Below are 22,808 nucleotides of genomic sequence, written 5' to 3'. Positions count from 1 at the left end.
CCGTTTCGGCGTCGGCTGAAACGAAGCGGGCCATCCCCGGAAGGCGCGGACTCAGAACTTCGGGTCCGGCGACTGGGCGTGCACCAGTTCCTCCGCCTCCTCGCTCGTCTCCACCGAGGGCGGCGATCCGTCCAGCGGCTTGTTGGCCGTCTCCTTCATGCAGGCCACGGCGATGACGCCGACCACGGCCGCGCCCATCGCGTAGTACGCCGGCATCAGGTTGGTGCCCGAGACGCTGATGAGGGCGGTGATGACGAACGGGGTCGTACCGCCGAAGATCGACGCCGACAGGTTGTAGCCCACCGACAGGGAGCCGTAGCGGACCTGGGTGGGGAACAGGGCCGGGAGGGCGGCGGACATCGTGCCGAGCATGCAGACCAGGGACAGGCCCAGCAGCAGCATGCCGATCGTGATGGCCGGAATGCTTCCCTGCCGGATGAGCAGGAAGGCGGGCAGGGAGAAGATCAGGAAGCCGAGCATGCCGGTCATGAGGAGCGGTTTGCGGCCGAAGCGGTCGGAGAGCTTGCCGACCTGGCTGATGATCAGCATCAGGAAGACCATGACGGCGAGCAGGATCAGCAGACCGTGGGTCTCGCTGTAGCCGAGCTCGTCGGAGAGGTACGTCGGCATGTACGACAGCAGCATGTAGTCGGTGATGTTGTACGCGCCGACCAGGCAGATGCAGAGGATCAGCGTCGGCCAGTAGTCGCGGAAGATCTTGCCGAGGTCGCCCTTGGCGCTGGTCTCGACGCCGTCCGCCGCCTCGGTGGCGTGTGCGGTGCCGCCCTCCAGCTTCTGGAAGGCCGGCGTCTCGTCCAGGCGCAGCCGCAGGTAGAGGCCCACGAGGCCGAGCGGTCCCGCGACGAGGAAGGGGATGCGCCAGCCCCAGGACTCCATCTGCGGGTCGTTGAGGAGTGCGTAGAGCAGGGTGACCAGGCCGGCGGCTCCGACGTAGCCGGCGAGCGTGCCGAATTCCAGGAAGCTGCCGTAGTAGCCGCGGCGCTTGTCCGGTGCGTACTCGGCGATGAACGTGGAGGCGCCGCCGTACTCGCCGCCGGTGGAGAAGCCCTGGAGCATCCGGAAGAAGATGAGCAGGACCGGCGCCCAGAGGCCGATGGAGCCGTGGGAGGGGATGAGGCCGATCGCGAAGGTGCCGATCGCCATCATGATCATGGTGAGGGCGAGGATCTTCTTACGGCCGACCTTGTCGCCCATGGGGCCGAAGAACATGCCACCGAGGGGCCGTACGAGGAAGGCGACGGCGAAGGTGGCGAAGGAGGAGAGGAGCTGGGTGGTGTCGCTCCCCGACGGGAAGAAGACGTGGCCCAGCGTGGCGGCCATGTAGGAGTAGATGCCGAAGTCGAACCACTCCATGGCGTTACCCAGCGAGGCCGCCTTCACGGCTCGCTTGACGGCCTGGTCGTCCGTGACGGTGATGTCGGTCCGGCGCAGCCTCGGGTTCTGCCGCTTCCGGATGGCTCGGAAGAGGGCGGGATGGCGTTTGACCGCTTCGGGGTCGGCCGCCTGATGCGGGTCGGAGGCCGCCATGGCCGGGTCCTTTCCTCGGTGGGTGTTCCAGGGAAGGCTTCTGCGCGGTCATGGCGGTCGCAAACCGAATCGGCGAAGGATTGGGATGTCCATCACATTTTTTCGGTCATTCGGCCCAGTGCCGGGCCGCCGCTTCCCGGTCGGACCGGCCGGGTCAGATGCCGAGGTCCTTGATGATCTTGGCGACGTGCCCGGTGGCCTTGACGTTGTAGAAGGCTTGCTCGACCTTGCCCTCTTCGTCGACGACGATCGTGGAGCGGATCACTCCTGTCACCGTTTTGCCGTAGAGCTTTTTCTCGCCGAAGGCGCCGTAGGCCTCCAGGGTCTCCTTGGCGGGGTCGCCGACGAGGGTGACCTTGAGGTTCTCCTTCTCGCGGAACTTGGCGAGCTTCTCGGGCTTGTCGGGGGAGACCCCGATGACGTCGTATCCGGCGCCGGCCAGCAGGTCGAGGTTGTCGGTGAAGTCGCACGCCTGCTTGGTGCAGCCGGGGGTAAGAGCCGCCGGGTAGAAGTAGACGATGACTTTGCGGCCCTTGTGGTCGGCGAGCGCGATGTCGTTGCCGTCGGCGTCGGGGAGGGTGAAGGCAGGGGCGGTGTCGCCGGGCTTGAGTCGCTCGCTCATGGTTCTCCTCGTTGGTACGTGGGGTGTACGGGACCGAGGGTAATAGGGGTGCCGCCGGGTGCGGGGGCGGTCGAGCTGACAGACTGTCGATGAAGGTTTACCGGACGAGGATCACGGAGGCGGCGCGGTGTCGGATGCCAGGAGCCCTGCGCAGATCGAGGCGGACATCATCACCAGGCGCGAGCAGCTCGCGGTGGTGCTCGACGAGATCGGGGTGCGGGTGCACCCGAAGACGATTGTTGGTGACGCGAAGGCGAAGGCCGCCGAGGCCGTGGACCGGACGGCCGGGCGGGCGTTCGTCGCGGTGAACCGGACGGTGTCGGACGTGCGGGGCCAGTTCGTGACGGAGGACGGCGCGCCCCGGCTGGGGCGGGTGATTCCGGCGGCGCTGCTCGCGGTGGGCGTCGTGGGTCTGCTCACGGTGTCGGTGCGGCGGCGCAGGAAGTAGCGGCTCGGCGTTGCGGGGCGCACCCTCGGGCGTGCGGTGGCGGGTCGGGCAGGTAGGTTGCGGGGCGTGAGCGAGAACGCGGACGACAAGCTGCCCATCCGGATGCTGCACGACCGTGTGCTGGTCCGGTCCGATTCGTCCGAGGGCGAGCGGCGGTCCGGCGGCGGCATTCTGATTCCGGCGACGGCCGCGGTGGGCCGTCGGCTGGGGTGGGCCGTGGTGGTCGCGGTGGGCCAGAACGTGCGGACGGTGGAGCCGGGCGACCGGGTGCTGTACGACCCCGAGGACCGTGCCGAGGTCGAGGTGCGGGGAGTGGCGTACGTGCTGATGCGGGAGCGGGATCTGCATGCGGTGGCCGCCGACCGCTTCGAGGGTTCGGTGGACTCGACCGGGCTGTATCTCTAGTCGTGAGCCCGTGAGCCCGTGAGCCCGTGAGCCCGTGAGCCCGTGAGCCCGTGAGCCCGTGAGCCCGTGAGCCCGTGAGCCCGTGAGCGAGGCCTGGTGACGGTTTTCACCAGGCCTTTTGCCTGTCTTTTGCTACGGTGGTGGGACCCCGACGAGACGCGCCGTACCGGGCTTCCGCAAAGACGACGCACCGTTCTGTTCGCGTGTTCCGCGTCGTCGGAGGTGCTGTCGTGGCTTGGGTTCTGTTGGTGGTCGCGGGTCTGCTGGAAGTGGCCTGGTCCATTGGGATGAAGTACACCGAGGGGTTCACCCGGCTGTGGCCGAGCGTGTTCACGGGTCTCGGGATCGTGGCGAGCATGCTGCTGCTGTCCCATGCCGCCCGGACACTGCCGATCGGTACGGCGTACGGCGTGTGGGTGGGCATCGGCGCGGCGGGTGCCGCGGTGCTGGGCATGGTGGTCCTGCACGAGCCGGTGACGGCGGCCCGGATCTTCTTCGTGTGTCTGCTGCTGGTGGCCGTGGTGGGGCTGAAGGCCACGTCCGGTCACTGACCCGCCGAGCCGCTGGGCCGCCCGCCCCGCCCGGGCGGAGTATTACGGGCGGCCCGGTGCGCGGGTGCCGCGGGCCCCTTCGAGGAAGCCGCCCACGGTGCCGGTGCCGCCGTCCGTGTTTCCGCCGTTGTCCCCGCCCCCGGTACCGCCGTCGGTGCGTCCACCGGTGTCGGTGCCGCCGGTGGGAGGCTCGGTGGTGCCGGGTGTGCTGACCGGGGAGGACGGTGTGGTGGGCGGGGCACTGGTGCGGTTGCCCGGGGTGCTCCTGGAGGGTGTGGTGGTCGGCTGCCCGGTGTTGCCGGGTGCGGTGTTCTCGTCGCTGGGCAGCTCCGTTTCGTCGGTGCCGCTCTCCACGTCGAGGTCGAAGTTCTTGACGGGGGTGCCCCGCAGGGCCGCGCCGGTGTATTGGGCCCAGGTCTCGGCGGGGGCGCCGCCGCCGTTGATGCGGGGCAGTCCGAGTGCGCCGTAGAGCGGCTTCTGCGCGCCGGTGGTGGGGTCCTGGCCCATGACGGCGATGACGGTGGCGAGGTTCGGGGTGTAGCCGGCGAACCAGGCCGCCTTGTCCTCCTCGGCCGTTCCGGTCTTGCCCGCCGCGGGGCGGCCCGCGCCCTGGGCGGCGGTGCCGGTGCCGCCGTCGACGACGCTCCGCAGGATCGAGGTGGTGGTGTCGGCGGCCTCGCGGCTGACGGCCTGTTTGGTGCTGCGGCCGGGGAGCGTGACGGCTTCGCCGTCCTTTGTGATCTTGTCGACGAGGGTGTGGGTGCCGTGCTTGCCGTGGTTGGCGAGGGTGGCGTACGCCTCGGCCATGTCGAGGACGCCGGCGGTGGCGGGGCCGAGCGCGATCGACGGGGACGCGGTGAGGTCGGGGGTGTCCTTGGGGATGCCGAGGTCGATGGCGGTCTGGCGGACCTTGCCGGGTCCGACGTCCTCGGCCATCTGCGCGTAGACGGCGTTGACGGACTTGTCGGTGGCGGTGCTGACGGTGATGGGTCCGTAGCTGACGTCGTCCTCGTTGGACGGGTCGTATCCGGTGGGTCCGTCGGGGCCCTGGACCATGCGCTTGTTGGTGCCGTCGTAGATGGTGCTGGGGGTGATGCGCCGGCCGTCCTGCGTGGTGGAGTCGTTGGCGACGGCCGAGGTGAAGACGAACGGCTTGAAGGTGGAGCCGACCTGGTAGTCGGTGCGGGTCGCGTTGTTGACGTACTGCTTCGTGTAGTCGATGCCGCCGTACATGGCGAGGACGCGCCCGGTGGCGGGGTCGATGGAGGCGCCGCCGACACGTACGTTGCGGTCGGCCTTGTTCTCTTTGCTCGTCTTGGACATGACGTTGTCGTCGACGGCTTCGACCAGGGCGTCCTGTTTCTTCTTCTCCAGCGTGGTGGTGATCCGGTAGCCGCGGGTCGCCAGGGTCTTCTCGTCGAGGATGTCGTTGCGGACGAGGTAGTCCTCGACGGCCTGGACGATGTAGCCGCGCTGGCCGGAGAGGCTGTTGGCGGGCTTGACCGGGCCCGGGGGCGGGAAGGCCATGGCGGCGCGCCGGCCGGCGGTGAGCCAGCCCTCCTTGACCATGCCGTCGAGCACGTAGTTCCAGCGGGCGACGGCCGCGGCCTTGTTCTCGGGGTGCGTGATGACGTCGTAGGCGCTGGGGGCGTTGAGCAGGGAGGCGAGGTAGGCGCCTTCCGCGGTGGTGATGTCGGCGGCGTCCTTGCTGTAGTACGCCTGGGCCGCGGCCTGGATGCCGTAGGCGTTGCGGCCGAAGTAGCTGGTGTTGAGGTAGCCCTCGAAGATCTTGTTCTTGGATTCCTCGCGGCCCAGCTTGATCGCGATGAAGAATTCCTTGATCTTTCGGCCGACGGTCTGTTCCTGGCCCAGGTAGTAGTTCTTGACGTACTGCTGGGTGATGGTCGAGCCGCCCTGCTTCCCCTTGCCGGTGAGGGTGTTCCAGCCGGCCCGGAACATCGCCTTGATGTCGACGGCGCGTTCGGAGTAGAAGTCGCGGTCCTCGGCGGCGAGTACCGCGTGCTGGACGGTCCGGGGCACCTGGGCGAGCCTGATGTTCTCCCGGTTCACCTCGCCGTCGCGGGCGATGACGCTGCCGTCCTTGTAGAGGTAGACGTTGGACTGGGCGGTGGCACTGGCGTTGGCCGAGGGGATGTCGACGAGCTGGTACCCGGCGATGAAGCCGCCGATCAGGACCAGGGCGATGAGGAGGACGGCGCCGAGGACCATCCGCCAGGTGGGGACGGCGCGGCGCCAGCCCTTGCGCTTGGGGCGTTTGGGCTTCCTCTGCTTCGTCCCGCTCTCCCCGGTGGTGGGTCCGCTGGCCGGGGTGCCCCGGTCTCCGGGGGCGGCAGCGCCGGCAGGCAGGTCTCTGGGGCTCCAGCCCCGGGACGCGGGGTCCCCGCTCTCCTGCTGTGGCTCGTCGCTCATGTCGGTGCAGACTCCTCGGCCGCGGTCAGTTCCCCCATAGTGCACTTTTCTACGGAATAACCATCGGATCGACCTTCGAAAAGCGGTCGCGGCGATTGCCCCGGCTGGACTAGGCTCGTGCGCTTTGGTGTCCACGCGCGGATGCCCAAGTCCGGGGGGTGGTGTGCTGTGCGGGTCTATGCGGTGGTGGCGGCGGGCGGGTTCCGGCGCTACGCCACGTACCGGATCGCGACGGCTGCGGGGGTGTTCACCAACACCGTCTTCGGTTTCATCATGGCCTACACGTATGTGGCGCTGTGGGACGAGCGTCCGCAGCTCGGTGGTTACGACATGTCGCAGGCCCTCACGTACGTGTGGCTGGGGCAGGCGCTGCTCATGACGTGCGCCATGATGGGCGGCGGGTTCGAGGACGAGCTGATCGAGCGGATCCGCAACGGCGATATCGCCGTCGACCTCTACCGGCCGGTCGATCTGCAAATGTGGTGGCTGGCGGGGGACTTGGGCCGGGCCTCCTTTCATCTGCTGGGACGCGGCATCGTGCCGATGCTGCTGGGCGGGCTGGCCTTCGATCTCGCGCTGCCCGGTTCGGCGGGGGTCTGGCTGGCGTTCCTCGTCGCGGTGGCGCTCGGGGTCGTGGTCAGTTTCGCGATCCGCTATCTGGTCGCGCTCTCCGCTTTCTGGCTGATGGACGGGGCGGGTGCGGCCCAGATGTCCTTCCTGGCGGGGATGTTCTTCTCCGGACTTCTGCTGCCGCTGAACCTTTTCCCGGGGCTGCTGGGCGAGGTGGCGCGTGCGCTGCCGTGGTCGGCGCTGCTCCAGGTGCCCGCGGATGTCTTCCTCGGCAAGCACACGGGCTGGGGCCTGGTGCGGGCGTACGGGTTCCAGGCGGGATGGGCGCTGGCCCTGCTCCTCGCGGGGCGGCTCCTGCAGTCGGCGGCGACGCGAAGGGTGGTGGTCCAGGGTGGCTGAGGTGGTGGACGCGGTGGCGGCGGAGGCACCCGTCGTGGTGTTCCGTCCCAGGTCGCGGCTGGTCGAGGGGGTGCGGGCGTACGGGCTGATCGCGGCGATGTGGCTGCGCTCGACGATGGCCTACCGGGCGTCGTTCGTGATGACGGCTGTGGGGAACTTCGTGGCGACGGCGTTCGACTTCGTCGCGATCCTGCTGATGTTCTCGCACGTGGACGTGTTGGGCGGATACACGCTGCCGGAGATCGCCCTGCTGTACGGGGCCTCCGGCACGGCGTTCGGTCTCGCCGATCTGGTGATGGGCTCGATGGACCGGCTGGGCCGACGGGTGCGGGACGGGACGCTGGACACGCTGCTGGTGCGGCCGGTCCCGGTGCTCGCGCAGGTCGCTGCCGACCGGTTCGCGCTGCGCAGGCTGGGGCGGATCACACAGGGGCTGCTGGTGCTCGGCTACGCGCTGCTCACCCTGGACATCGAGTGGACGGTGTCGAAGGTGGCGATGATGCCCCTGATGCTGCTGAGCGGGGCGGCGATCTTCGCGGCGGTGTTCGCGGCCGGGGCCGGGTTCCAGTTCTTCGCGCAGGACGCAGCCGAGGTGCAGAGCTCGTTCACGTACGGCGGGAGCACGATGCTCCAGTACCCGCCGACGGTCTTCGCGAAGGACCTGGTGCGCGGGGTGACGTTCGTGGTGCCGCTGGCCTTCGTGAACTGGCTGCCGGCCCTGTACGTGCTGGGCCGGGAGTATCCGCTGGGCCTGCCGCACTGGGTGGCGTTCCTGCCGCCGCTGGTCGCGGTCGTGTGCTGGGCGGCCGCGGGCCTGGCCTGGCGCGCGGGGCTGCGGGCGTACCGGAGCACGGGAAGTTGACGGACATCGAGCGGGACGGAGCATCGGACATGGGCGCGGGAACCGGCGTGCGCAACGACTTCATCGGGGCCGACGACGGCTTCACCGGGGCGGGCGAGGCCTTCATCGAACTGGACGGTCTGGAGAAGGTCTTCGACGTCCGCCGCCGTACCGGTTTCATGCGCGGCGAACGCCGCGAGGTGCGGGCCGTGGACGGCATCAGCTTCCGGGTGGGGCGCGGAGAGATGGTCGGCTACATCGGCCCGAACGGGGCGGGGAAGTCGACGACGATCAAGATGCTGACGGGCATCCTCACCCCGAGCGGCGGTTCGCTGCGAGTGGCGGGTATCGACCCATCCAGGGAGCGGATGAGGCTGGCGCACCGGATCGGTGTGGTCTTCGGCCAGCGCACCACGCTCTGGTGGGACCTGCCGCTGCGCGACTCCTACCGGCTGGTCCACCGCATGTACCGGGTCCCCGATGCCCGCTTCCGGGCCAACCTGGAGCGCTGTATCGAACTCCTCGACCTGGAGAAGCTGTTGGACGTCCCGGTGCGGCAGCTGTCGTTGGGGCAGCGGATGCGCGGGGACATCGCGGCCGCACTGCTGCACGATCCGGAGGTGCTGTACCTCGACGAGCCGACGATCGGACTCGATGTGGTGTCCAAGGCCAAGGTCCGTGGTTTCCTGCGGGACTTGAACGCGGAACGCGGTACGACGGTGTTGCTCACCACCCACGATCTGACGGACATCGAGCAGCTGTGCAAGCGGGTGATGGTCATCGACCACGGCCGTCTGATGTACGACGGGGCGCTGTCCGGCCTGCATGAGGTGGGGGAGAGCGAGCGGACGCTCGTGGTGGACCTGGAGCGTGAACTCCCGCCGATCCGGCTGGAGTCGGAGCCGTCCGTGCGCACGGTGAAGGTGGAGGGGCCCCGGCAGTGGCTGGCGTTCCCGGCGTCCGCTTCGGCGGCGCCGCTGGTGGCACGGATCGCCGCGGAGTACCCGATGGTGGATCTCTCGGTGCGGGAGCCGGACATCGAGGCCGTGATCGCGAAGATGTACGCGTCGGCCACGGGCATGTGATCGGTGACGGAAGCGTACGCGTTCAATAGGCTGCGCGGTATGACTAGTGAACTTCCGGAAATGCGTGCCTCCGACGCCGAGCGCGAACGTATTGCCGAGATTCTGCGTGAGGCGGTGACCGAGGGTCGGCTGCAGATGGAGGAGTTCGACCAGCGTCTCGACGCCACGTACAAGGCGCGCACGCACGGGGAGCTGGTCCCGATCGTCCGCGACCTCCCCGGGGTCGGGGCCGCGGTGGCGCCGGTGGCCGCGGGACAGACGGGGGCGGGTTCGATGGCCCGCTGGTCGGAGCGGGTGGGCAAGCCCGCGACCTCGGGCGGTGCCTTCGCGTTCTGGGGCGGGTTCGGCCGTCGGGGGAACTGGACGGTCGGCCGGAAGTTCACCGCGTTCGCCTTCTGGGGCGGCGGCGAGATCGATCTGCGTGAGGCGAACTTCGAGGACCGCGAGGTGGTCATCCGCTGCATCGCGATCATGGGTGGCATGCAGGTGACGGTCCCGCCGGACCTGAACGTCGAGGTCCGGGGCATCGGCATCATGGGCGGCTTCGGGGAGCGGGGCAAGGACGACGGCGTCCCGGCCCCGGATTCCCCGCGGGTGCGGATCACCGGCTTCGCCCTGATGGGCGGCGTGGGTGTGGAGCGCAAGCGGAGCAAGGCGGAGAAGAAGCGGCTGCGGGACGCGGAGCGCGCGCGGGGCCGGCTGGAGAAGGGCGACGGGGGCGAGCGGGACAAGGGTGACGCGGGCAGGTGACCTGCCCGCTCGTCAGAGCGCGTCGGACGACGGCCTGACGCGTACGAGATCGGCGAGGTCCAGCAGGGAGCCCAGCCGCTGGTAGCCCGCGTCGTTCAGGTGGAGGTGGTCGCCCGAGTCGTAGGCGGGGTACAGCCGCTCCGGGTGGGCCGGGTCGCGCATGTCGCGGTCGAAGTCGAGGACCTGGTCGAAGATCCCGCCGGCCCGGATCGCCTGGTTGACCTGGGTGCGTACGGCGTTCTGGGCGCGGGTCCAGCTGCGGTAGCCGTCGTACGGCATCAGGGTCGCGCCGATGACCCGCAGCCCGCGCGCGTGGGCCCGCTCCGTCAGGGTGCGCAGGGCGTCCGTGATCCGCTGCGGGTCCTTCTCCTGGGGGAAGCCCTGTACATCGTTGATGCCGAGGGCGATGACGACGGTCTTCGCACCGGTGACGCCCAGCACGTCGCGGTCGAAGCGGTCCAGGGCGCGCTGCCCGATGCCGTCGCGCAGGAGGCGGTTGCCGCCGATGCCCTGGTTCACCACCGCGTACCGGCCGTTCAGCCGGTCCGAGAGGACGTCGGGCCAGCGGGTGTTCGCGTCCGTGGTGGAGCCGGTACCGGCGGTGAGCGAGTCGCCGAGCGCGACGACGGTGCCGGCCGCGGTCGGGCTGTGCACGTCCACGGCGGTGAGGTAGCGCCAGGAGGTGCTGCGCCAGGTGCCCCGCGTGGTCTCCACGTAGGAGCTCTGGTGGCTGTTGGGGTGCACGGTGACCGGTCCGCGTGCGGTGGGGGTGCGCAGGGTGACGACGAGGTCGGCGTCGGCGGCGACCGGGACGACGACGGGGTCGCTGACGATCTCCCGGCCCGCGGCGACGGTCGTGGTCGGGGCGCCGCCGAACGTCACCGGGCGGGTGTTCACGGTGACGTTGTCGATCAGCAGAGGTTGGGTACCGAAGAGGTTGGACAGGGTGATGCGGGCCGCGTTGCCGCCGATGCTGGTGTGCACGACGTTACGGACGGTGCGGTGGACGAGATCCTGGTCGTGGTTGGGGTCGGCGGCCCCGAGTACGGGTGCGGCCGCCCAGGTCGCGAGCCAGAGCCCCGAGGAGTGAGCCGGTGCCGCGGGCGTCCGGGCGGTGCCCTGCGACCCGGATGCGGCGGACGCCTTCGCCCGGGGCCCGGAGAACAGCAGCGAGCCGGTGAACGCCACGACGGCGGCGAGCGCGGCTGTGCCGGCCACAAGGGCTATGAGCAGGGCGTACCCCTGGCGCCTGGGCATGGGCGGTGTGTCTCCTCTGTCGATGGGTTGCTTCCATGATGCGGCAGGGCGCGGGGAACTCAACGTGCGGCCCGGGAGTAGGTCGGGTAAGGACAATGCGTACGAGGCGTCGGGGGGCGATGCGTACGCGGACGGGTGGAGTGGATGGAACGGACCGAAGGAACGGAACCCGGCGAGATCGAGGCCGGTACGGACCCCAGCGCGGACGAGGGCGCGGGCCCGCGCGGGGGCCCCGGGAGGGGCGCTCGTAGCCCCGCCGCCTCCCTGGCGTCGTTCGCGTACACCGCGGCCGACGAGGAGAAGCGTCGCGGCGTCCGCCGTATGAAGACCACGGCCACGGGCCTCCTTCTGCTGGTCGCGCTCGTCTACGTCCTCGCCACCTGGGCGAAGAACGAGGGGGTGGGCGGCTGGCCGGGCTTCGTCGCCGCGGCCGCCGAGGCGGGCATGGTGGGCGCGCTGGCCGACTGGTTCGCCGTCACCGCGCTCTTCAAGCGTCCGCTGGGTCTGCCGATTCCGCACACCGCCATCATTCCCACGAAGAAGGACCAGCTTGGAGCCTCACTCGGTTCCTTCGTGGGCGAGAACTTTCTGTCGGGCGGTGTGGTGAGGGACCGGATCCACTCCCTCGGCATCGGCGGCCGGCTGGGTGCCTGGCTCGCCGAACCGGCCCACGCGGACCGGGTCACGGCCGAGCTGTCGACCGCGCTGCGCGGTGCGCTGACGGTGCTGCGCGACTCGGACGTGCAGGCCGTGGTCGGTGAGGCCATCACCCGGCGGGCCAATGCGGCGGAGATCGGCCCCGGCCTCGGCAAGATGCTGGAGAAGGTCGTCGCGGACGGCGGCCACCGCAAGGTGGTGGACCTGGTGTGTGTCCGGGCTCACGACTGGCTGGTGCTGCACGGCGACTCGGTGATGGACGCGGTGCAGGGCGGCGCACCGGGCTGGACCCCGCGGTTCGTCGACAAGCGGGTGGGCGAGCGGGTCTACAAGGAACTGCTGCGCTTCATCACGGAGATGCGCGATATGCCGGGGCACCCGGCGCGCGACTCGATCGACACCTTCCTGACGGACTTCGCCGCCGACCTCCAGACGGACTCGGAGACCCGCGCCCGGGTGGAGCGCCTCAAGTCGGAGGTGCTGGGCCGCGGCGAGGTGCAGGACGTCATCGCGTCGGCCTGGTCCTCGGTGCGCACGATGGTCATCGCGGCGGCCGAGGACGAGCAGAGCGAACTGCGCCTGCGCGCCCGGGCCTCCCTGATGTCCCTCGGCGCCCGCCTGGCGACGGACGGCCGCCTCCAGGCGAAGCTGGAGGGCTGGCTGGAGGACGCGGCGGTGTACGTCGTGACGACGTACCGGGCGGAGATCACGTCACTGATCAGCGACACGGTGGCCGGCTGGGACGCGGACCAGACCTCCAAGAAGATCGAGGCCCACATCGGCCGCGACCTGCAGTTCATCCGCATCAACGGCACGGTGGTGGGCGCGCTCGCAGGACTGGCGATCTACTCGGTCTCAAGAGCCCTGGGCGGCTGACCCGACCCCGCCCCGCGGGGCACACCGGTCCCGTGGGGCGGGCGGCTCGGCGTCAGGCGGCACACCCAGGCCCGTCCGGCGATTGAGGACAAACGGCACCCCGGACGAACCCGGGCCCACCCGCCCCGCCGCACCCATCCGCACCCTCGGCCGCGCGCCCACACCCCGCCCCTCCCGGAGGGCCCCGCTCAGGCCGAGCGCCGAGTAACAACCCAGGACGCCGCACCCACCAGCCCCGCCCCAGCGAACACCGCAGGCCAGGCACCGATCCTCTTGGCCAACGGATGCGAGCCGGCGAAGGCCGCGACATACGCCGTGGTCAGCCCGGCGGCAGCCCGCGGCCCCGCCTGCCGGTTCCACTCGTACGCCGCCGCAGCCCCCGCAGCAGCGAGAGCGACCCCGCCCAGCGGCCGCTTCCCGCTCCACCGCGCGACGGCGTACCCGCCGACCAGACCGCCCGCCGCCACCGCCGCTGCCGGAACCTTCGCCATCGCGGCCACCTCCACCTGTTCTCGTCCGTCGTCCGGTACCGCTGGTCGGATCCGGTCACCGGATCCGAGGCTAACGCGGCCTCCGGACACCCCGTCGCGGAGGGGGTGTACGTACGTTTACCCTGGGGGTGAACACACGTACACCCCCATGACGCCGAGCACCGTACGGAGAACCATGCCAGCGGACATACCGGTCCCAGCCGATCCCGCTCCCGCGCCCCCCGCCGTCCAGGCCCCGCACCCCCGCTTCGCCGTCGGCGTGCTCGCGTTCTGCGGTGTCGTGGTAGCGGTCATGCAGACGATCGTCGTCCCGCTGCTGCCGCACATCCCCGAGCTGACCGGTGCCACCCCCACCGCCGCGAGCTGGCTGGTCACCGTCACGCTCCTCACCGGCGCGGTCTTCACCCCGGTCCTGGGCCGGGTCGGCGACATGTACGGCAAGCGGCGGGTGCTCGTCGCCTCGCTCACGGTGCTGGTGGCGGGCTCGGTGCTGTGCGCCATCAGCTCCCACATCGGGGTCCTGATCACCGGCCGCGCCCTGCAGGGCGCGGCGATCGCCGTAGTCCCGCTGGGCATCAGCATCCTGCGCGACGAACTGCCGCCCGAACGGGTCCTGTCCGCCGTCGCGCTGATGAGCTCCACTCTGGGGATCGGGGCGGCCGTCGGCCTGCCCATCGCCGCGGTCGTCGTGGAGAACTTCGACTGGCACACCATGTTCTGGGTCTCCGGCGTCATCGGTCTCATCGACATCGCGCTGGTCCTGCGCTTTGTGCCGGAATCCCCGCTGCGCAGCCGGGGGCGCTTCGACGCCGTCGGTGCGCTCGGCCTGTCCGCCGCCCTCGTCTGCCTGCTGCTCGCGGTCACCCAGGGGGCCGACTGGGGCTGGGGATCGGTGCGGACGGTCGGCCTGCTCGTGACCGCCGTAGTGGTGGCGCTGCTGTGGGGCGCGTACGAGCTCCGCGTCGCGACGCCCATGGTCGACCTGCGGGTCTCCGCCCGCCCCGCCGTACTGCTCACCAACATCGCGGCCCTGCTGATCGGCTTCGCGTTCTACGCGAACTCGCTGGTCACCGCCCAGATGGTGCAGGAACCGAAGGCCACGGGCTACGGGCTCGGCGCCTCGCTCGTCGTCAGCGGACTGTGCCTGCTGCCGGGCGGTGTGGCGATGGTGGCGCTGTCGCCCGTATCGGCGCGGATATCCGCCAAGCACGGGCCGAAGGTCAGTCTGGCGCTGGCGGCCGGGATCATCGCCGTCGGCTACGGCGTGCGCTACTTCACCAGCCACAGCCTCTGGCTGATCATCGCCGGCGCCACGGTCGTGGCGTCGGGGACGGCGATCGCCTACTCGGCCCTGCCCGCCCTCGTGATGCGCGGAGTCCCGGTCAGCGAGACCGGTGCGGCCAACGGTCTGAACACCCTCATGCGCTCGATCGGGCAGGCCTTCTGCAGTGCCACGGTGGCCGCGGTCCTGGCCAACATCACGTTCCAGGCAGGGGGTCGTACGGCTCCGACCCTCCACGCGTACCAGTTGGTCTTCGTGATCGCGGCGGGCGCGGCGCTCGCCGCACTGACCGTCACGCTGTTCCTGCCGGGCCCGAAGCGGGCCGGGGCGGGTACGGTCGGGGGAAGCCGCAGGGCCCCGGGCATCCGCGGAGGCGGTGCACGGACCGCACCGATCCAGGAGGGCGCATGACCGGCGGCCAGGCCACCGCGACGGCCACCGGGCCCGCGGAGGCGGGCACCGGCCGGGAGGCGATCCTGCGCGCGGCACGGCGGGCGTTTACCCAGCGCCCGTACGCCGAGGTGACGATCCGCCGGATCGCGGCGGACGCGGGGGTGAGCCCGGCACTCGTGGTCAAGCACTTCGGCCGCAAGGAGGAGCTCTTCAACACCGTGGCCGACTTCGGCCCGGCCGCGGCGGAGCTCTTCGACGCCCCGCTCGACCTGCTGGGCCGCCACATGGTCGTCACCCTGGTGACCAGCCGCCGCGAGTTCAAGTCCGACCCGCTCCTGCGCGTGGTGTTCTCCCTCGGCAACCAGGACGAACGCTCGCTGCTGCGCGACCGCTTCCAGGAACAGGTCACCGACGCCCTGACCGCCCGGCTCCCCGGCCCGGACCGTGCGCTGCGCGCCGAACTGCTGGCCGGACACCTCCTCGGCCTCGGCGCGACCCTCGGCCTCCACCGCGAGGGGGCCGGCGCCCGGGCCACCCCGGAACGCATCGCCGACCTCTACGCGCCCGCGCTCCAGAAGCTGATCACCGGCTGAGCGGCCCGCGCAGGGTCCGGGCCCGGCACCGGGAGGCAGGGGCCCCGGAGGATCATCGCTGATCGCTGATCGCTGATCGCTGATCGCTGATCGCTGATCCCGGGGCCCGGACCGGGACCGCCAACGGGACCGGTGTGCCGCGTCCACCGCGAAGTCACTCACCCAGCCTCAAGTCCGCCGCGAAAGTCACTTACCCAGCTTCGCGGCCGTCGCTGCGCGCCTGGCGAAGGTCTCGTCCTTGGACGCGGCCATCTCCTGGAGCGCCGTCTTCCGATCCCGCCGGCCGAGCCGGTCCAGATAGAGGCGGCCGCGCAGGTGGTCCGTCTCGTGCTGGAGGCAGCGGGCGAAGTAGCCCCGGCCCTCGATCACCAGCGGATTACCGTCCTTGTCCCGGCCGCGCACCACCGTACGGTCGAGGCGGGGAACCATGCGGTAGGGGCCGGGAACGGAGAGGCACCCCTCGGACTCCTCGACCAGGCTGCGCTGCTCGGCGGGCACCTCGTCCAGGACGGGGTTGGCGATGTGCCCGACGTGGCGCACCCCCCACTCGTCCGTGATGTCCCACATGAACAACCGCAGGTCCACGTCCACCTGGTTGGCGGCGAGACCGGCGCCCTCCGCCACCTGGTTCGTGGCGAACATGTCGTCGACCAGCCGTGCGAGCTCCGGCGTACCGAACTCGGTGACCTCCCGGCACGGGCGACGCAGAATCTCCTCCCCGACGACGGTGATGCGGCGCACCGCACCCCGTTCGGCCTCGGGCGCATACCGGGGATAGGACGCGACGGGCACACCCAGTACACGCACCCGGCGGTCCTGCGAGGGGTCATCGAGACCGACAGCCATGGAGCACCAACGCCTTCCGCGCACACCGGAGTCGGCCGGGGCGGACGCCTCCCGGCCAGCTTGACCGAACGCTTTGCAAAGTAGCACCCTTTGCAAAATGAGCGATGAGAAGCGCCAAGCCGCACCCACGGACCCGCAGCCGCCCCGGACCCACCGGACGCTCCCGGACCATCCCGTTCGCGTGGCCCTGCTGGACCTGCTCGCCGAGGCCGGCACGGTCACATCCACGGAGGCGGCCGCGCGCCTGGGCCACAGCTCCGGACTCTGCTCCTTCCACCTGCGCCAACTCGCCCGGCACGGACTGATCGAGGAGGTGCCCCGCAGCGGCGGCCGGGCGCGGCCGTGGCGTCTGCGCTGGGAGTCCTCACGCCTCCCGGAGCGGGAGCCGGCCCGGGAGGCGCCGGAGGAGTTCGACGTGCTCGCACGCGGCCTGGAGGACGAGAGCCACCAGCACTGGCTGAGCCATCGCGACCGGGCACCGGCCGAGTGGCGGCAGGACGAGTCCTTCAGTGCCGTGGTTCACCTCACCCCGACCGAGATGGCCGAACTCGCCGCCGCCATGCGTCACTTGCTGGACGGCTACCGTCACCGGGACCGGGACCCGGCGACGCGCCCCGCAGGAGCCGTGGCGGTGGCCGCGGTCACCAGGCTGTTCCCCCTGCTCGCCGACAACCCCGCCCATCCGTCAGCGGGCTGACGTTCCGTCGGTCGGTCCGTCGGACGTGTCGTCGGGCGGCCCGCCCGCGGCCTCCTGCTCCGGAGCCGGCCGCGCCAGCACCCCGAGCACCTCGGCGAGTTGGGCCCGCGCGCCCGGCTCCGTGATGACCCCGTCCGCACCGACCGTCTGCCGGTCCACCGGAACCCGCACGCAGGCCTCCTCGACGACGGTCGCGCCCGTGTAGCCGAGCACGGACCGCAGCGTCGCCTCCGCGCCCTGGCCGCGACCGGGGGCCGCCGCGTTGATCCAGGCGGCGGGCTTGTCGCAGATCTCCGTCCCGCCGACCGTCCAGTCCAGCAGGTTCTTGAACGCCCCCGGGAGGGTGCCCGCGTACTCCGGTGTGCAGATCAGCAGGGCATCGGCCGCGTCGATCGCCGCGCGCAGCCGGGCCACCGGCTCCGGCAGTGGTTCGACGTCGTCATCGGGGTTGAAGTGGGGGAGCGCGGCGGGGCTCTCGTGGAGCACGGCGCGTACCCCCGGCGGGGCCACGGCCCGAGCGGTGCGCAGGACCGTTTCGTTGGAGGAACCGGTACGCAGACTCCCGGACAGCAGAAGGATCACGCGAGGCGTCGTCGACATGCTCGGACAACCAGGGGGACACGTTCGCCCATTCCCGGGCCCGTGCCGCCCCGCCCCCGTCACCGGCTCGGGTGCAACTCCAGCTCGGCCACCACCTGGTCGCCGCTCAGCTCGCCCGTCGTCCGGAACCCGAGCCTGCGGTAGAACCCTTCGGGGCCGTGCGGACCGGGGACGTACGAGACGGTGGTACGCGTCCCCCCGCGTCGCCGCAGCTCGTCGTTGACGGCCTCCACCGCGAACCGCCCGTATCCACGTGCCTGTTGCTCGGCTGCGATGTTCAGCCGCCAGAGACCGGAGCGCGGCCGGTCGGCCGGCTCCTCGGGGCGGAAGCGGACATCGAGGAAGGCCATGACGAAGCCCACCGCCCGCCCGCCGTCGACGATCAGCCGGGGCCATGCGGTGTCGGGAGTGGCGTAGGCCTGTGCCAGTGACCATGCGACCGGCTTCACGAGCCCGTCCTGGTCCGGGCGCACCCTCAACGCGCATGCCTCCTCGACGTTGTCGGATGTGACCGGTACGAGGCGGAGTGCGGCGGACATCCCCGCAACCTACATTCCGGCCCGGGCCCCACGCCCGCGAATATCCGCGCCTACCGGTCCTCGCCGAGCCGCGGTCCTTGCCGAGCCGCGGCTCCCACGCCGTCACGCCGGTGGCCATCATCCTTCGCCCGTCTGTGACAATGCCGTTCATGCCGACTCTGGTTGCTCCCGCGATCCCTGCCGGTTCCCTGGCCGCGACCGGCCAGCCCACCCTGCCCGTCGCAGGCGACGCACTGCTGCGCCCCTGGCTGGTCACCGACGCCGCCGCGGTAAGGGAGGCGTTCCGGGATCCGGCGATCCAGCGCTGGCACGTACGCAGAGCCGATTCGGTCGCCGAGGCGCGGGGCTGGATCGAGGGATGGCAGAGCGAATGGCCGGACGAGAAGGGTGCCCACTGGGCCCTGGTCGACGTGGACGACGACACGCTGCTCGGCCGTGCCGCCCTGAAGTCCTTCGCCCTGCACGACGGCGCGGCCGAAGTCGCCTACTGGACCGTCCCGTCGGCACGCGGACGGGGTCTGTGCCCCCGGGCCGTCACGGTCCTCACCCGTTGGGCGCTGTACGAACGCGGGTTCCACCGCATCGATCTGGGTCACGCGACCGCCAACCACGCGTCCTGCCGGGTGGCGGAGAAGGCCGGTTTCGAGGTGGAGGGGGTCCGGCGCAGGGCATGGCTGCACGCGGACGGCTGGCACGACGTACACCTCCACACCCGCATCCGCCAGGACTGACGAGACGTCCGGGCGGTCCGGGCGCGGCCCCCACCGCCTCACCGCCTCACCGCCCCACCACCCTGGCCGCCCCGCGCCGTACCCGCCGTGCCGCCCCGTGCCAGAGTGGCCGTGACTGCCGCCCGCACCACCCCGCTCGGGCCACCGGCCCGCGAAGGAGACGACCGATGAGTGACGCGTCCGTGCTCGGACACCGCGACGACGTGACGGCGGTCCGCGGAGAGGAGCGCGCGGTCGCCGCGCTGACCTGGGCGCTCGACGAGGGCGAGCAGCAGGAACCGTACCGGGTCCGGGCGGCCGGCCCCTGGGGAAGCCACGAGGAGCGGGGGCACGACCTGATCGCCGCCCTGGACTCCGTACGACGTGCACTGGAGCGCGAGGGCTGGCTGCTGGCGATCAACGCCGCGCGCCCGGACGTCTCACAGAGCGGCATGCTGCGCGGCTCGGGAAGCAGCCGCGCCTATCTGCTGCGCCCCGGGAAGCCGGGCCGGCTCGACGCCATGGTGAACCTCTTCGACGATGCCCCGCCGACGGCCGTGACCAGCGTGGACGCGCAGCACGAGGCACATGAGCAGTGGGTCCGCTCGCTCTGATCAGGGCCCGCGGGGCCCACTTCGTACCCATGCCCGGATGGGCCCCGAGTGGGGCCCTCGGGCCCTGGGGGCTGGGCCTGGTCCGTACCTAGGCTGCTCACGTTCGGGGGAGCGGTGGCACAACGTCATCGGCTGAACGCTGGAACCTAGCGGTGGGGGCTCCCCTGTGTCCGAGTCAGACATCCTGACGGTCGCGCCTGGCGCCGGTGCGCCGCGTGGCCGAGAGGAACTACCGCGCGCACTGGCCGCGGTGAGGATTCTGCTGCATCTGCTGTTCGCGCTCACCGTGCTGGGCGGCATCAGCCTTCTCGTCTCCGCGAGCGACCGTGCTCCCCTCACGCCCGGCCTGTTCCTGCTGGCCCTGTACGCCCTGGTGCCCGGGGCGTTGGCCCTGGTGCTCGCCCGACTCGTCCGGACGGGCGGCAGGTGGGCGAAGGTCGGACTGATTGCCCTGCCGGGAGCGTTGCTGCTCGGCTCCCTGGTCAACCTCTACAGCGGATCGGATCGTGGCTTCAGCCAAATGCTGGTGCCCGCAGCACTGTTGGGCCTGATGGCAGGACGAGAGAGCCGGGCGTGGTTCGACCTTCCGCAGCAACTGAGGTTGCCCGGCGGCAGGTTGGCGGGCATCCGGCACTCTGCTTCCCCGTCCCCTTCCTCTGCACGCACGTTCCCTTCGCTGGCGCACCTGATCAGGTGGCGTCGCGACCGTGGGCAGACGGCAATCGAATACCTCGGCCTCATCAGCGTGGTGGTCGTGCTCATCGGTGCGATCGCGGTGGGCGGCATCGGCCCCCGGATCTCCGACGGCCTCCACTCGGCGTTGTGCAGCCTGACGGGCAGCTCCTGCGCCACCGTGGTCACGGGCCAGGGCGGTCCGGGGGACGAGGGCGATCCGTACGGCGACGGCGGTAGCGGCTCCGGCGGCTCCTCGGACGGCGGCAACGTTGTCACGGGAGGAAGCTCGTCGGGCGGCAACACCTCCGGTGCCGATACCTCCGGCGGCGACAACACGACGGGTACGAGTGGTGGCACGGACTCCTCGGGTGGCGCCGGCGGTGGAAGCGGCGACAGCGGAGGAGGCTCCACGAGCGGGGGCTCGTCCTCGTCCTCCTCCTCGGGTTCCTCCTCCTCCGGCTCCAACTCCTCCGGCGGTTCCAACTCCTCCGGCGGTTCCAACTCCTCCGGCGGTACGAGTTCTTCCGGTGGCTCCAGTTCCTCCGGCGGGGACGACGATGACGACGACGACCACGCGGCAGCGGTGGCCGGCGGCTCGTCCGGCTCCAGCGGTAGTAGCAGCGGCAGTGGCTCAAGCGGCGGTAGCGCATCGGGTGGCACCAACTCGGGCGGCGGCAGCAGCAGCGGCGGCGGAAAGGCCGTGGGCGGTACGTCGTCGAGCGGCGGTACGTCGTCCACGGGCGGCACGACATCGACGGGCGGTGCGACCTCCGGAGGCACCGGCTCCAGTGGTGGCAGTTCCTCCGGCGGCAGCTCCACGGGCGGAAACGACGACGATGACGACGACGATTCCGGAGCCGTAGGCGGCGCATCGGGCAGCTCGGGTAGTTCGGGCAGCTCGGGCAGCTCGTCGGGCGGGAGCTCCAGCTCCTCCGGAGGGAGTAGCTCCTCAGGTGGGAGCAGCAGTTCCTCCGGCGGAAGCTCCTCCGGAGGAAGCTCCAGTTCCTCCGGAGGAAGCAGCAGCTCCGGCGGAAGCAGCAGCTCCGGAGGGAGCAGCGGCGGATCCTCCGGCGGCAGCAACAGCAGTTCCGGCGGCAGCAGCAGCGGTGGATCGTCCGGCGGAACGGGTGGCAGCTCGGGCGGGATCAGCGGCGGCCTCATCACGGGCGGCAGCTCATCGGGCGGAAGTTCCGGCGGAAGTTCCTCCGGCGGCAGCAGCGGCGGAAGCTCCGGCGGCACGACCACCACGTCCGGCGGCAGCAGCGGCGGTAGCTCCACCGGCGGGAACGACGACGACAAGAACGACGACGACGACGATCACGACGACGACGATCACGACGACGACGAGGACGACGAGGACCCCTGCGACAGCGGGAACTCCACAGCCGCACAGTCGCTGTCCGAGCGCCCCGTGGCGACAACGGCGTCCTTCTCCACCGCATCGACGACGGCAATGCGGACGTCAGCGTCCACCGCCACATTCGCGTCCACAGCCACGCGTCGAACGACTGCCGGCGGCCTCGCCCCCCTCGCCGCACCCCCGTCCGGCGGAGACGATGACGCGGGCATCACCTCGCTGATCGACGCGATGGCGGGGCTCTCCCTCCCCGGCTTCGACACGTACCAGGCCGCAGAGGACGCGGCGCGAGACGCGTTCGGCTCCAAGGAGGGCGGGGAGGACCCCGACTCCGACACGGAGATGACGAATCCGGACGACGAGTGCGACTACCCGAGGCGGGGCCCGGACCCGCGCGACATCGCCGCCAACCCCGATGTCAACTGGGAAGGCATCCCGGACTACGCGGTCTACCGCACGACGAACGAGCCGCTGTTCCGTTCGGACAACCGTGACCCGTCGGTCATCTTCCAAGAGGGCTTCTCGCCGAAGAACACCGAGAACGCGGACCTGGACAACTACGTGCTCTCCAACCAGCCCGCGATCTACGTCTCCACCTCGACGTCGGCTCCGTTGGCCTTCAGCTGGGGAGCGAAGTACGTCTACGACATCCGGACGCCCACGGGCGGGATCGACGTCAACTCCACCTACGGGAGCCACTCGCCCTACCCGGACCAGCAGGAGGTCGCGTTCCCCGGTGGGGTCGACCCGAAGTACATCAAGGGAGCCTGGACTGACCACGGTTATACGCCGAACCCGAACTACGACCCGGGGCCCGGGGTGACCGAGGGCGACGATCCGTTCTCGTCCCAGGACCTCGAGATGGCGGACGTCCCGGACACGCCCGGAGCCCGGGACCCCAGTCTCGACATGACGGACCCGGACGCCCCCGAGTTCATGGACATCGACTGAGGCGTGGCCTGCCGGTGAGCCACTTTCACGGGCGGTATCCACCCGGGCAGGCGGCGGCCGTCGCGGCCGCCGCCAACGCCCCGTTCCACCGGCTGAGTTGCTCGACTTGGTGGCGGGGCTGAGGCATGATCGGCTCCGGGAGGGGCGGCGCACAGGTGTTCGCCCCATTGGGGAGGGACTCAATCTTCATGCGTATCGGACCGAAGGCCAAAGCGGTCGGCACAGTACTGGCGAGCTGCGTTCTCGTGCTCGGGATCTCCACATCGGCGTCAGCCCTCACGAAGATCTCCGCGTACGGCTACGGCCACGCCGAGTGGAACGCCAACCCGGACGGCTCGTGGCCCGGCGATTCGCTCAGGGCCTGCGACACCAACGCCGACGGCTACGGTGTCAAGGCGAAGCTGCTGGACTCGTCCTTCACGGTGATCCGGACGGCATCAACGGCAGGACTCAGCGCCGGTCACTGCACTGAGTGGAAGAGCGGCAACCTGCCGGAGAACCACAGCTACATGGTCATCACTTACAGGGTCAAGGGCAGTGAGGAGATCACACTCACCTCGCTGAACGTCAAGTCCTGATCGTTCGCCCGGCACGGGACGGGGCCCCCACCGCTCGGTGGGG

General features: G+C 70.7%; 23 protein-coding genes and 1 riboswitch. Of the genes, 15 read left to right on the top strand and 8 right to left on the bottom strand.

What is annotated here, in order from left to right; genetic code table 11:
• Positions 1-51: 51 nt before the first annotated feature.
• A complete protein-coding gene (gene proP, locus ACFVJX_RS33695) occupies positions 52-1,548 on the bottom strand; it encodes a glycine betaine/L-proline transporter ProP (RefSeq protein WP_384129916.1) in 1,497 nt (498 codons plus the stop codon).
• Positions 1,549-1,702: 154 nt separating this feature from the next.
• A complete protein-coding gene (gene bcp / locus ACFVJX_RS33690; protein ID WP_384129919.1) occupies positions 1,703-2,170 on the bottom strand; it encodes a thioredoxin-dependent thiol peroxidase in 468 nt (155 codons plus the stop codon).
• 127 nt (positions 2,171-2,297) lie between these two features.
• Here bcp and ACFVJX_RS33685 point away from each other — a divergent pair, with 127 nt between their 5' ends.
• The 3 genes from ACFVJX_RS33685 (at position 2,298) to ACFVJX_RS33675 (ending at position 3,574) form a co-directional block, all read left to right on the top strand.
• Positions 2,298-2,618 carry a DUF3618 domain-containing protein gene (locus tag ACFVJX_RS33685; RefSeq protein ID WP_384129921.1) on the top strand — a complete coding sequence of 107 codons (321 nt, stop codon included), beginning with the start codon at positions 2,298-2,300 and terminating at the stop codon, positions 2,616-2,618.
• A gap of 66 nt (positions 2,619-2,684) precedes the next feature.
• Complete coding sequence (locus tag ACFVJX_RS33680; RefSeq protein WP_384129923.1) at positions 2,685-3,023, top strand: GroES family chaperonin; 339 nt, start codon at positions 2,685-2,687, stop codon at positions 3,021-3,023.
• Positions 3,024-3,149: 126 nt separating this feature from the next.
• A riboswitch (guanidine-III (ykkC-III) riboswitch) is annotated at positions 3,150-3,215 on the top strand.
• A 38-nt stretch (positions 3,216-3,253) separates the two neighbouring features.
• Positions 3,254-3,574 (top strand): multidrug efflux SMR transporter, encoded by a 321-nt coding sequence (locus ACFVJX_RS33675; RefSeq protein WP_018555875.1) that lies wholly within the window; start codon positions 3,254-3,256, stop codon positions 3,572-3,574.
• Between the two features lie 42 nt (positions 3,575-3,616).
• Here the strand turns inward: ACFVJX_RS33675 and ACFVJX_RS33670 are convergent, their stop codons facing one another.
• Positions 3,617-6,004, bottom strand: a complete 2,388-nt coding sequence (locus tag ACFVJX_RS33670) for a transglycosylase domain-containing protein (protein WP_384129926.1) — start codon at positions 6,002-6,004, stop codon at positions 3,617-3,619.
• A gap of 168 nt (positions 6,005-6,172) precedes the next feature.
• Here ACFVJX_RS33670 and ACFVJX_RS33665 point away from each other — a divergent pair, with 168 nt between their 5' ends.
• From ACFVJX_RS33665 to ACFVJX_RS33650, 4 genes are read left to right on the top strand one after another with little or no spacing between them, the layout of a single operon-like run.
• Positions 6,173-6,973, top strand: a complete 801-nt coding sequence (locus ACFVJX_RS33665; RefSeq protein ID WP_384129928.1) for an ABC transporter permease — start codon at positions 6,173-6,175, stop codon at positions 6,971-6,973.
• A complete protein-coding gene (locus ACFVJX_RS33660) occupies positions 6,966-7,835 on the top strand; it encodes an ABC transporter permease (protein ID WP_384129930.1) in 870 nt (289 codons plus the stop codon). The genes ACFVJX_RS33665 and ACFVJX_RS33660 overlap by 8 nt, the downstream gene beginning before the upstream one ends.
• Positions 7,836-7,864: 29 nt before the next feature.
• Positions 7,865-8,899 carry an ATP-binding cassette domain-containing protein gene (locus tag ACFVJX_RS33655; RefSeq protein WP_384129932.1) on the top strand — a complete coding sequence of 345 codons (1,035 nt, stop codon included), beginning with the start codon at positions 7,865-7,867 and terminating at the stop codon, positions 8,897-8,899.
• Between the two features lie 39 nt (positions 8,900-8,938).
• Complete coding sequence (locus tag ACFVJX_RS33650) at positions 8,939-9,649, top strand: DUF1707 domain-containing protein (RefSeq protein ID WP_384129935.1); 711 nt, start codon at positions 8,939-8,941, stop codon at positions 9,647-9,649.
• Positions 9,650-9,661: 12 nt separating this feature from the next.
• Here the strand turns inward: ACFVJX_RS33650 and ACFVJX_RS33645 are convergent, their stop codons facing one another.
• Positions 9,662-10,906: an SGNH/GDSL hydrolase family protein gene (locus tag ACFVJX_RS33645; protein WP_384129937.1), complete on the bottom strand. Its 1,245-nt coding sequence runs from the start codon at positions 10,904-10,906 to the stop codon at positions 9,662-9,664.
• Positions 10,907-11,050: 144 nt separating this feature from the next.
• Between ACFVJX_RS33645 and ACFVJX_RS33640 the strand changes: the two genes are divergently transcribed.
• Entirely contained in the window at positions 11,051-12,439 is a 1,389-nt protein-coding gene (locus ACFVJX_RS33640) for a DUF445 domain-containing protein (RefSeq protein WP_384129940.1), read from the top strand.
• Positions 12,440-12,627: 188 nt separating this feature from the next.
• Here the strand turns inward: ACFVJX_RS33640 and ACFVJX_RS33635 are convergent, their stop codons facing one another.
• On the bottom strand, positions 12,628-12,930 hold the full coding sequence (locus tag ACFVJX_RS33635; RefSeq protein ID WP_384129943.1) for a hypothetical protein: 303 nt from the start codon (positions 12,928-12,930) through the stop codon (positions 12,628-12,630).
• Between the two features lie 175 nt (positions 12,931-13,105).
• On the opposite strand from ACFVJX_RS33635, the gene ACFVJX_RS33630 reads away from it, so the two are divergent.
• Together ACFVJX_RS33630 and ACFVJX_RS33625 are read left to right on the top strand one after the other, a co-directional pair.
• The gene (locus ACFVJX_RS33630; protein ID WP_384129946.1) at positions 13,106-14,623 is read left to right on the top strand and encodes an MFS transporter; all 1,518 of its coding nucleotides are present in this window, start codon (positions 13,106-13,108) and stop codon (positions 14,621-14,623) included.
• Positions 14,620-15,198, top strand: a complete 579-nt coding sequence (locus ACFVJX_RS33625) for a TetR family transcriptional regulator (RefSeq protein WP_384129949.1) — start codon at positions 14,620-14,622, stop codon at positions 15,196-15,198. The genes ACFVJX_RS33630 and ACFVJX_RS33625 overlap by 4 nt, the downstream gene beginning before the upstream one ends.
• Before the next feature lie 186 nt (positions 15,199-15,384).
• Here ACFVJX_RS33625 and def read toward each other — a convergent pair whose 3' ends face one another.
• Complete coding sequence (def, locus tag ACFVJX_RS33620) at positions 15,385-16,044, bottom strand: peptide deformylase (RefSeq protein WP_384129953.1); 660 nt, start codon at positions 16,042-16,044, stop codon at positions 15,385-15,387.
• Between the two features lie 97 nt (positions 16,045-16,141).
• Between def and ACFVJX_RS33615 the strand changes: the two genes are divergently transcribed.
• On the top strand, positions 16,142-16,741 hold the full coding sequence (locus tag ACFVJX_RS33615) for a helix-turn-helix domain-containing protein (RefSeq protein ID WP_384129956.1): 600 nt from the start codon (positions 16,142-16,144) through the stop codon (positions 16,739-16,741).
• On the opposite strand, the gene ACFVJX_RS33610 is transcribed toward ACFVJX_RS33615, so the two are convergent.
• A complete protein-coding gene (locus ACFVJX_RS33610) occupies positions 16,730-17,341 on the bottom strand; it encodes an NADPH-dependent FMN reductase (RefSeq protein ID WP_384129959.1) in 612 nt (203 codons plus the stop codon). The two genes, ACFVJX_RS33615 and ACFVJX_RS33610, sit on opposite strands and share 12 nt — an antisense overlap.
• A 59-nt stretch (positions 17,342-17,400) precedes the next feature.
• Entirely contained in the window at positions 17,401-17,880 is a 480-nt protein-coding gene (locus ACFVJX_RS33605; protein WP_384129962.1) for a GNAT family N-acetyltransferase, read from the bottom strand.
• A 149-nt stretch (positions 17,881-18,029) separates the two neighbouring features.
• Here ACFVJX_RS33605 and ACFVJX_RS33600 point away from each other — a divergent pair, with 149 nt between their 5' ends.
• The 4 genes from ACFVJX_RS33600 to ACFVJX_RS33585 all read left to right on the top strand — a co-directional run bounded on the left by ACFVJX_RS33600 (position 18,030) and on the right by ACFVJX_RS33585 (position 22,765).
• Entirely contained in the window at positions 18,030-18,611 is a 582-nt protein-coding gene (locus ACFVJX_RS33600; RefSeq protein ID WP_384129966.1) for a GNAT family N-acetyltransferase, read from the top strand.
• Positions 18,612-18,778: 167 nt separating this feature from the next.
• The gene (locus ACFVJX_RS33595) at positions 18,779-19,204 is read left to right on the top strand and encodes a hypothetical protein (protein WP_384129971.1); all 426 of its coding nucleotides are present in this window, start codon (positions 18,779-18,781) and stop codon (positions 19,202-19,204) included.
• Positions 19,205-19,454: 250 nt separating this feature from the next.
• Positions 19,455-22,187: a hypothetical protein gene (locus tag ACFVJX_RS33590; RefSeq protein WP_384129973.1), complete on the top strand. Its 2,733-nt coding sequence runs from the start codon at positions 19,455-19,457 to the stop codon at positions 22,185-22,187.
• A gap of 188 nt (positions 22,188-22,375) precedes the next feature.
• Positions 22,376-22,765 (top strand): hypothetical protein, encoded by a 390-nt coding sequence (locus ACFVJX_RS33585; protein WP_384129976.1) that lies wholly within the window; start codon positions 22,376-22,378, stop codon positions 22,763-22,765.
• The last annotated feature ends 43 nt before the right edge of the window (positions 22,766-22,808 follow it).

It is taken from the genome of Streptomyces sp. NPDC127177 (assembly GCF_042672475.1).
Lineage (GTDB): Bacteria > Actinomycetota > Actinomycetes > Streptomycetales > Streptomycetaceae > Streptomyces.
Note: the sequence above shows the minus strand (reverse complement) of the source record. Positions and strands in the feature narration are given on the sequence as shown.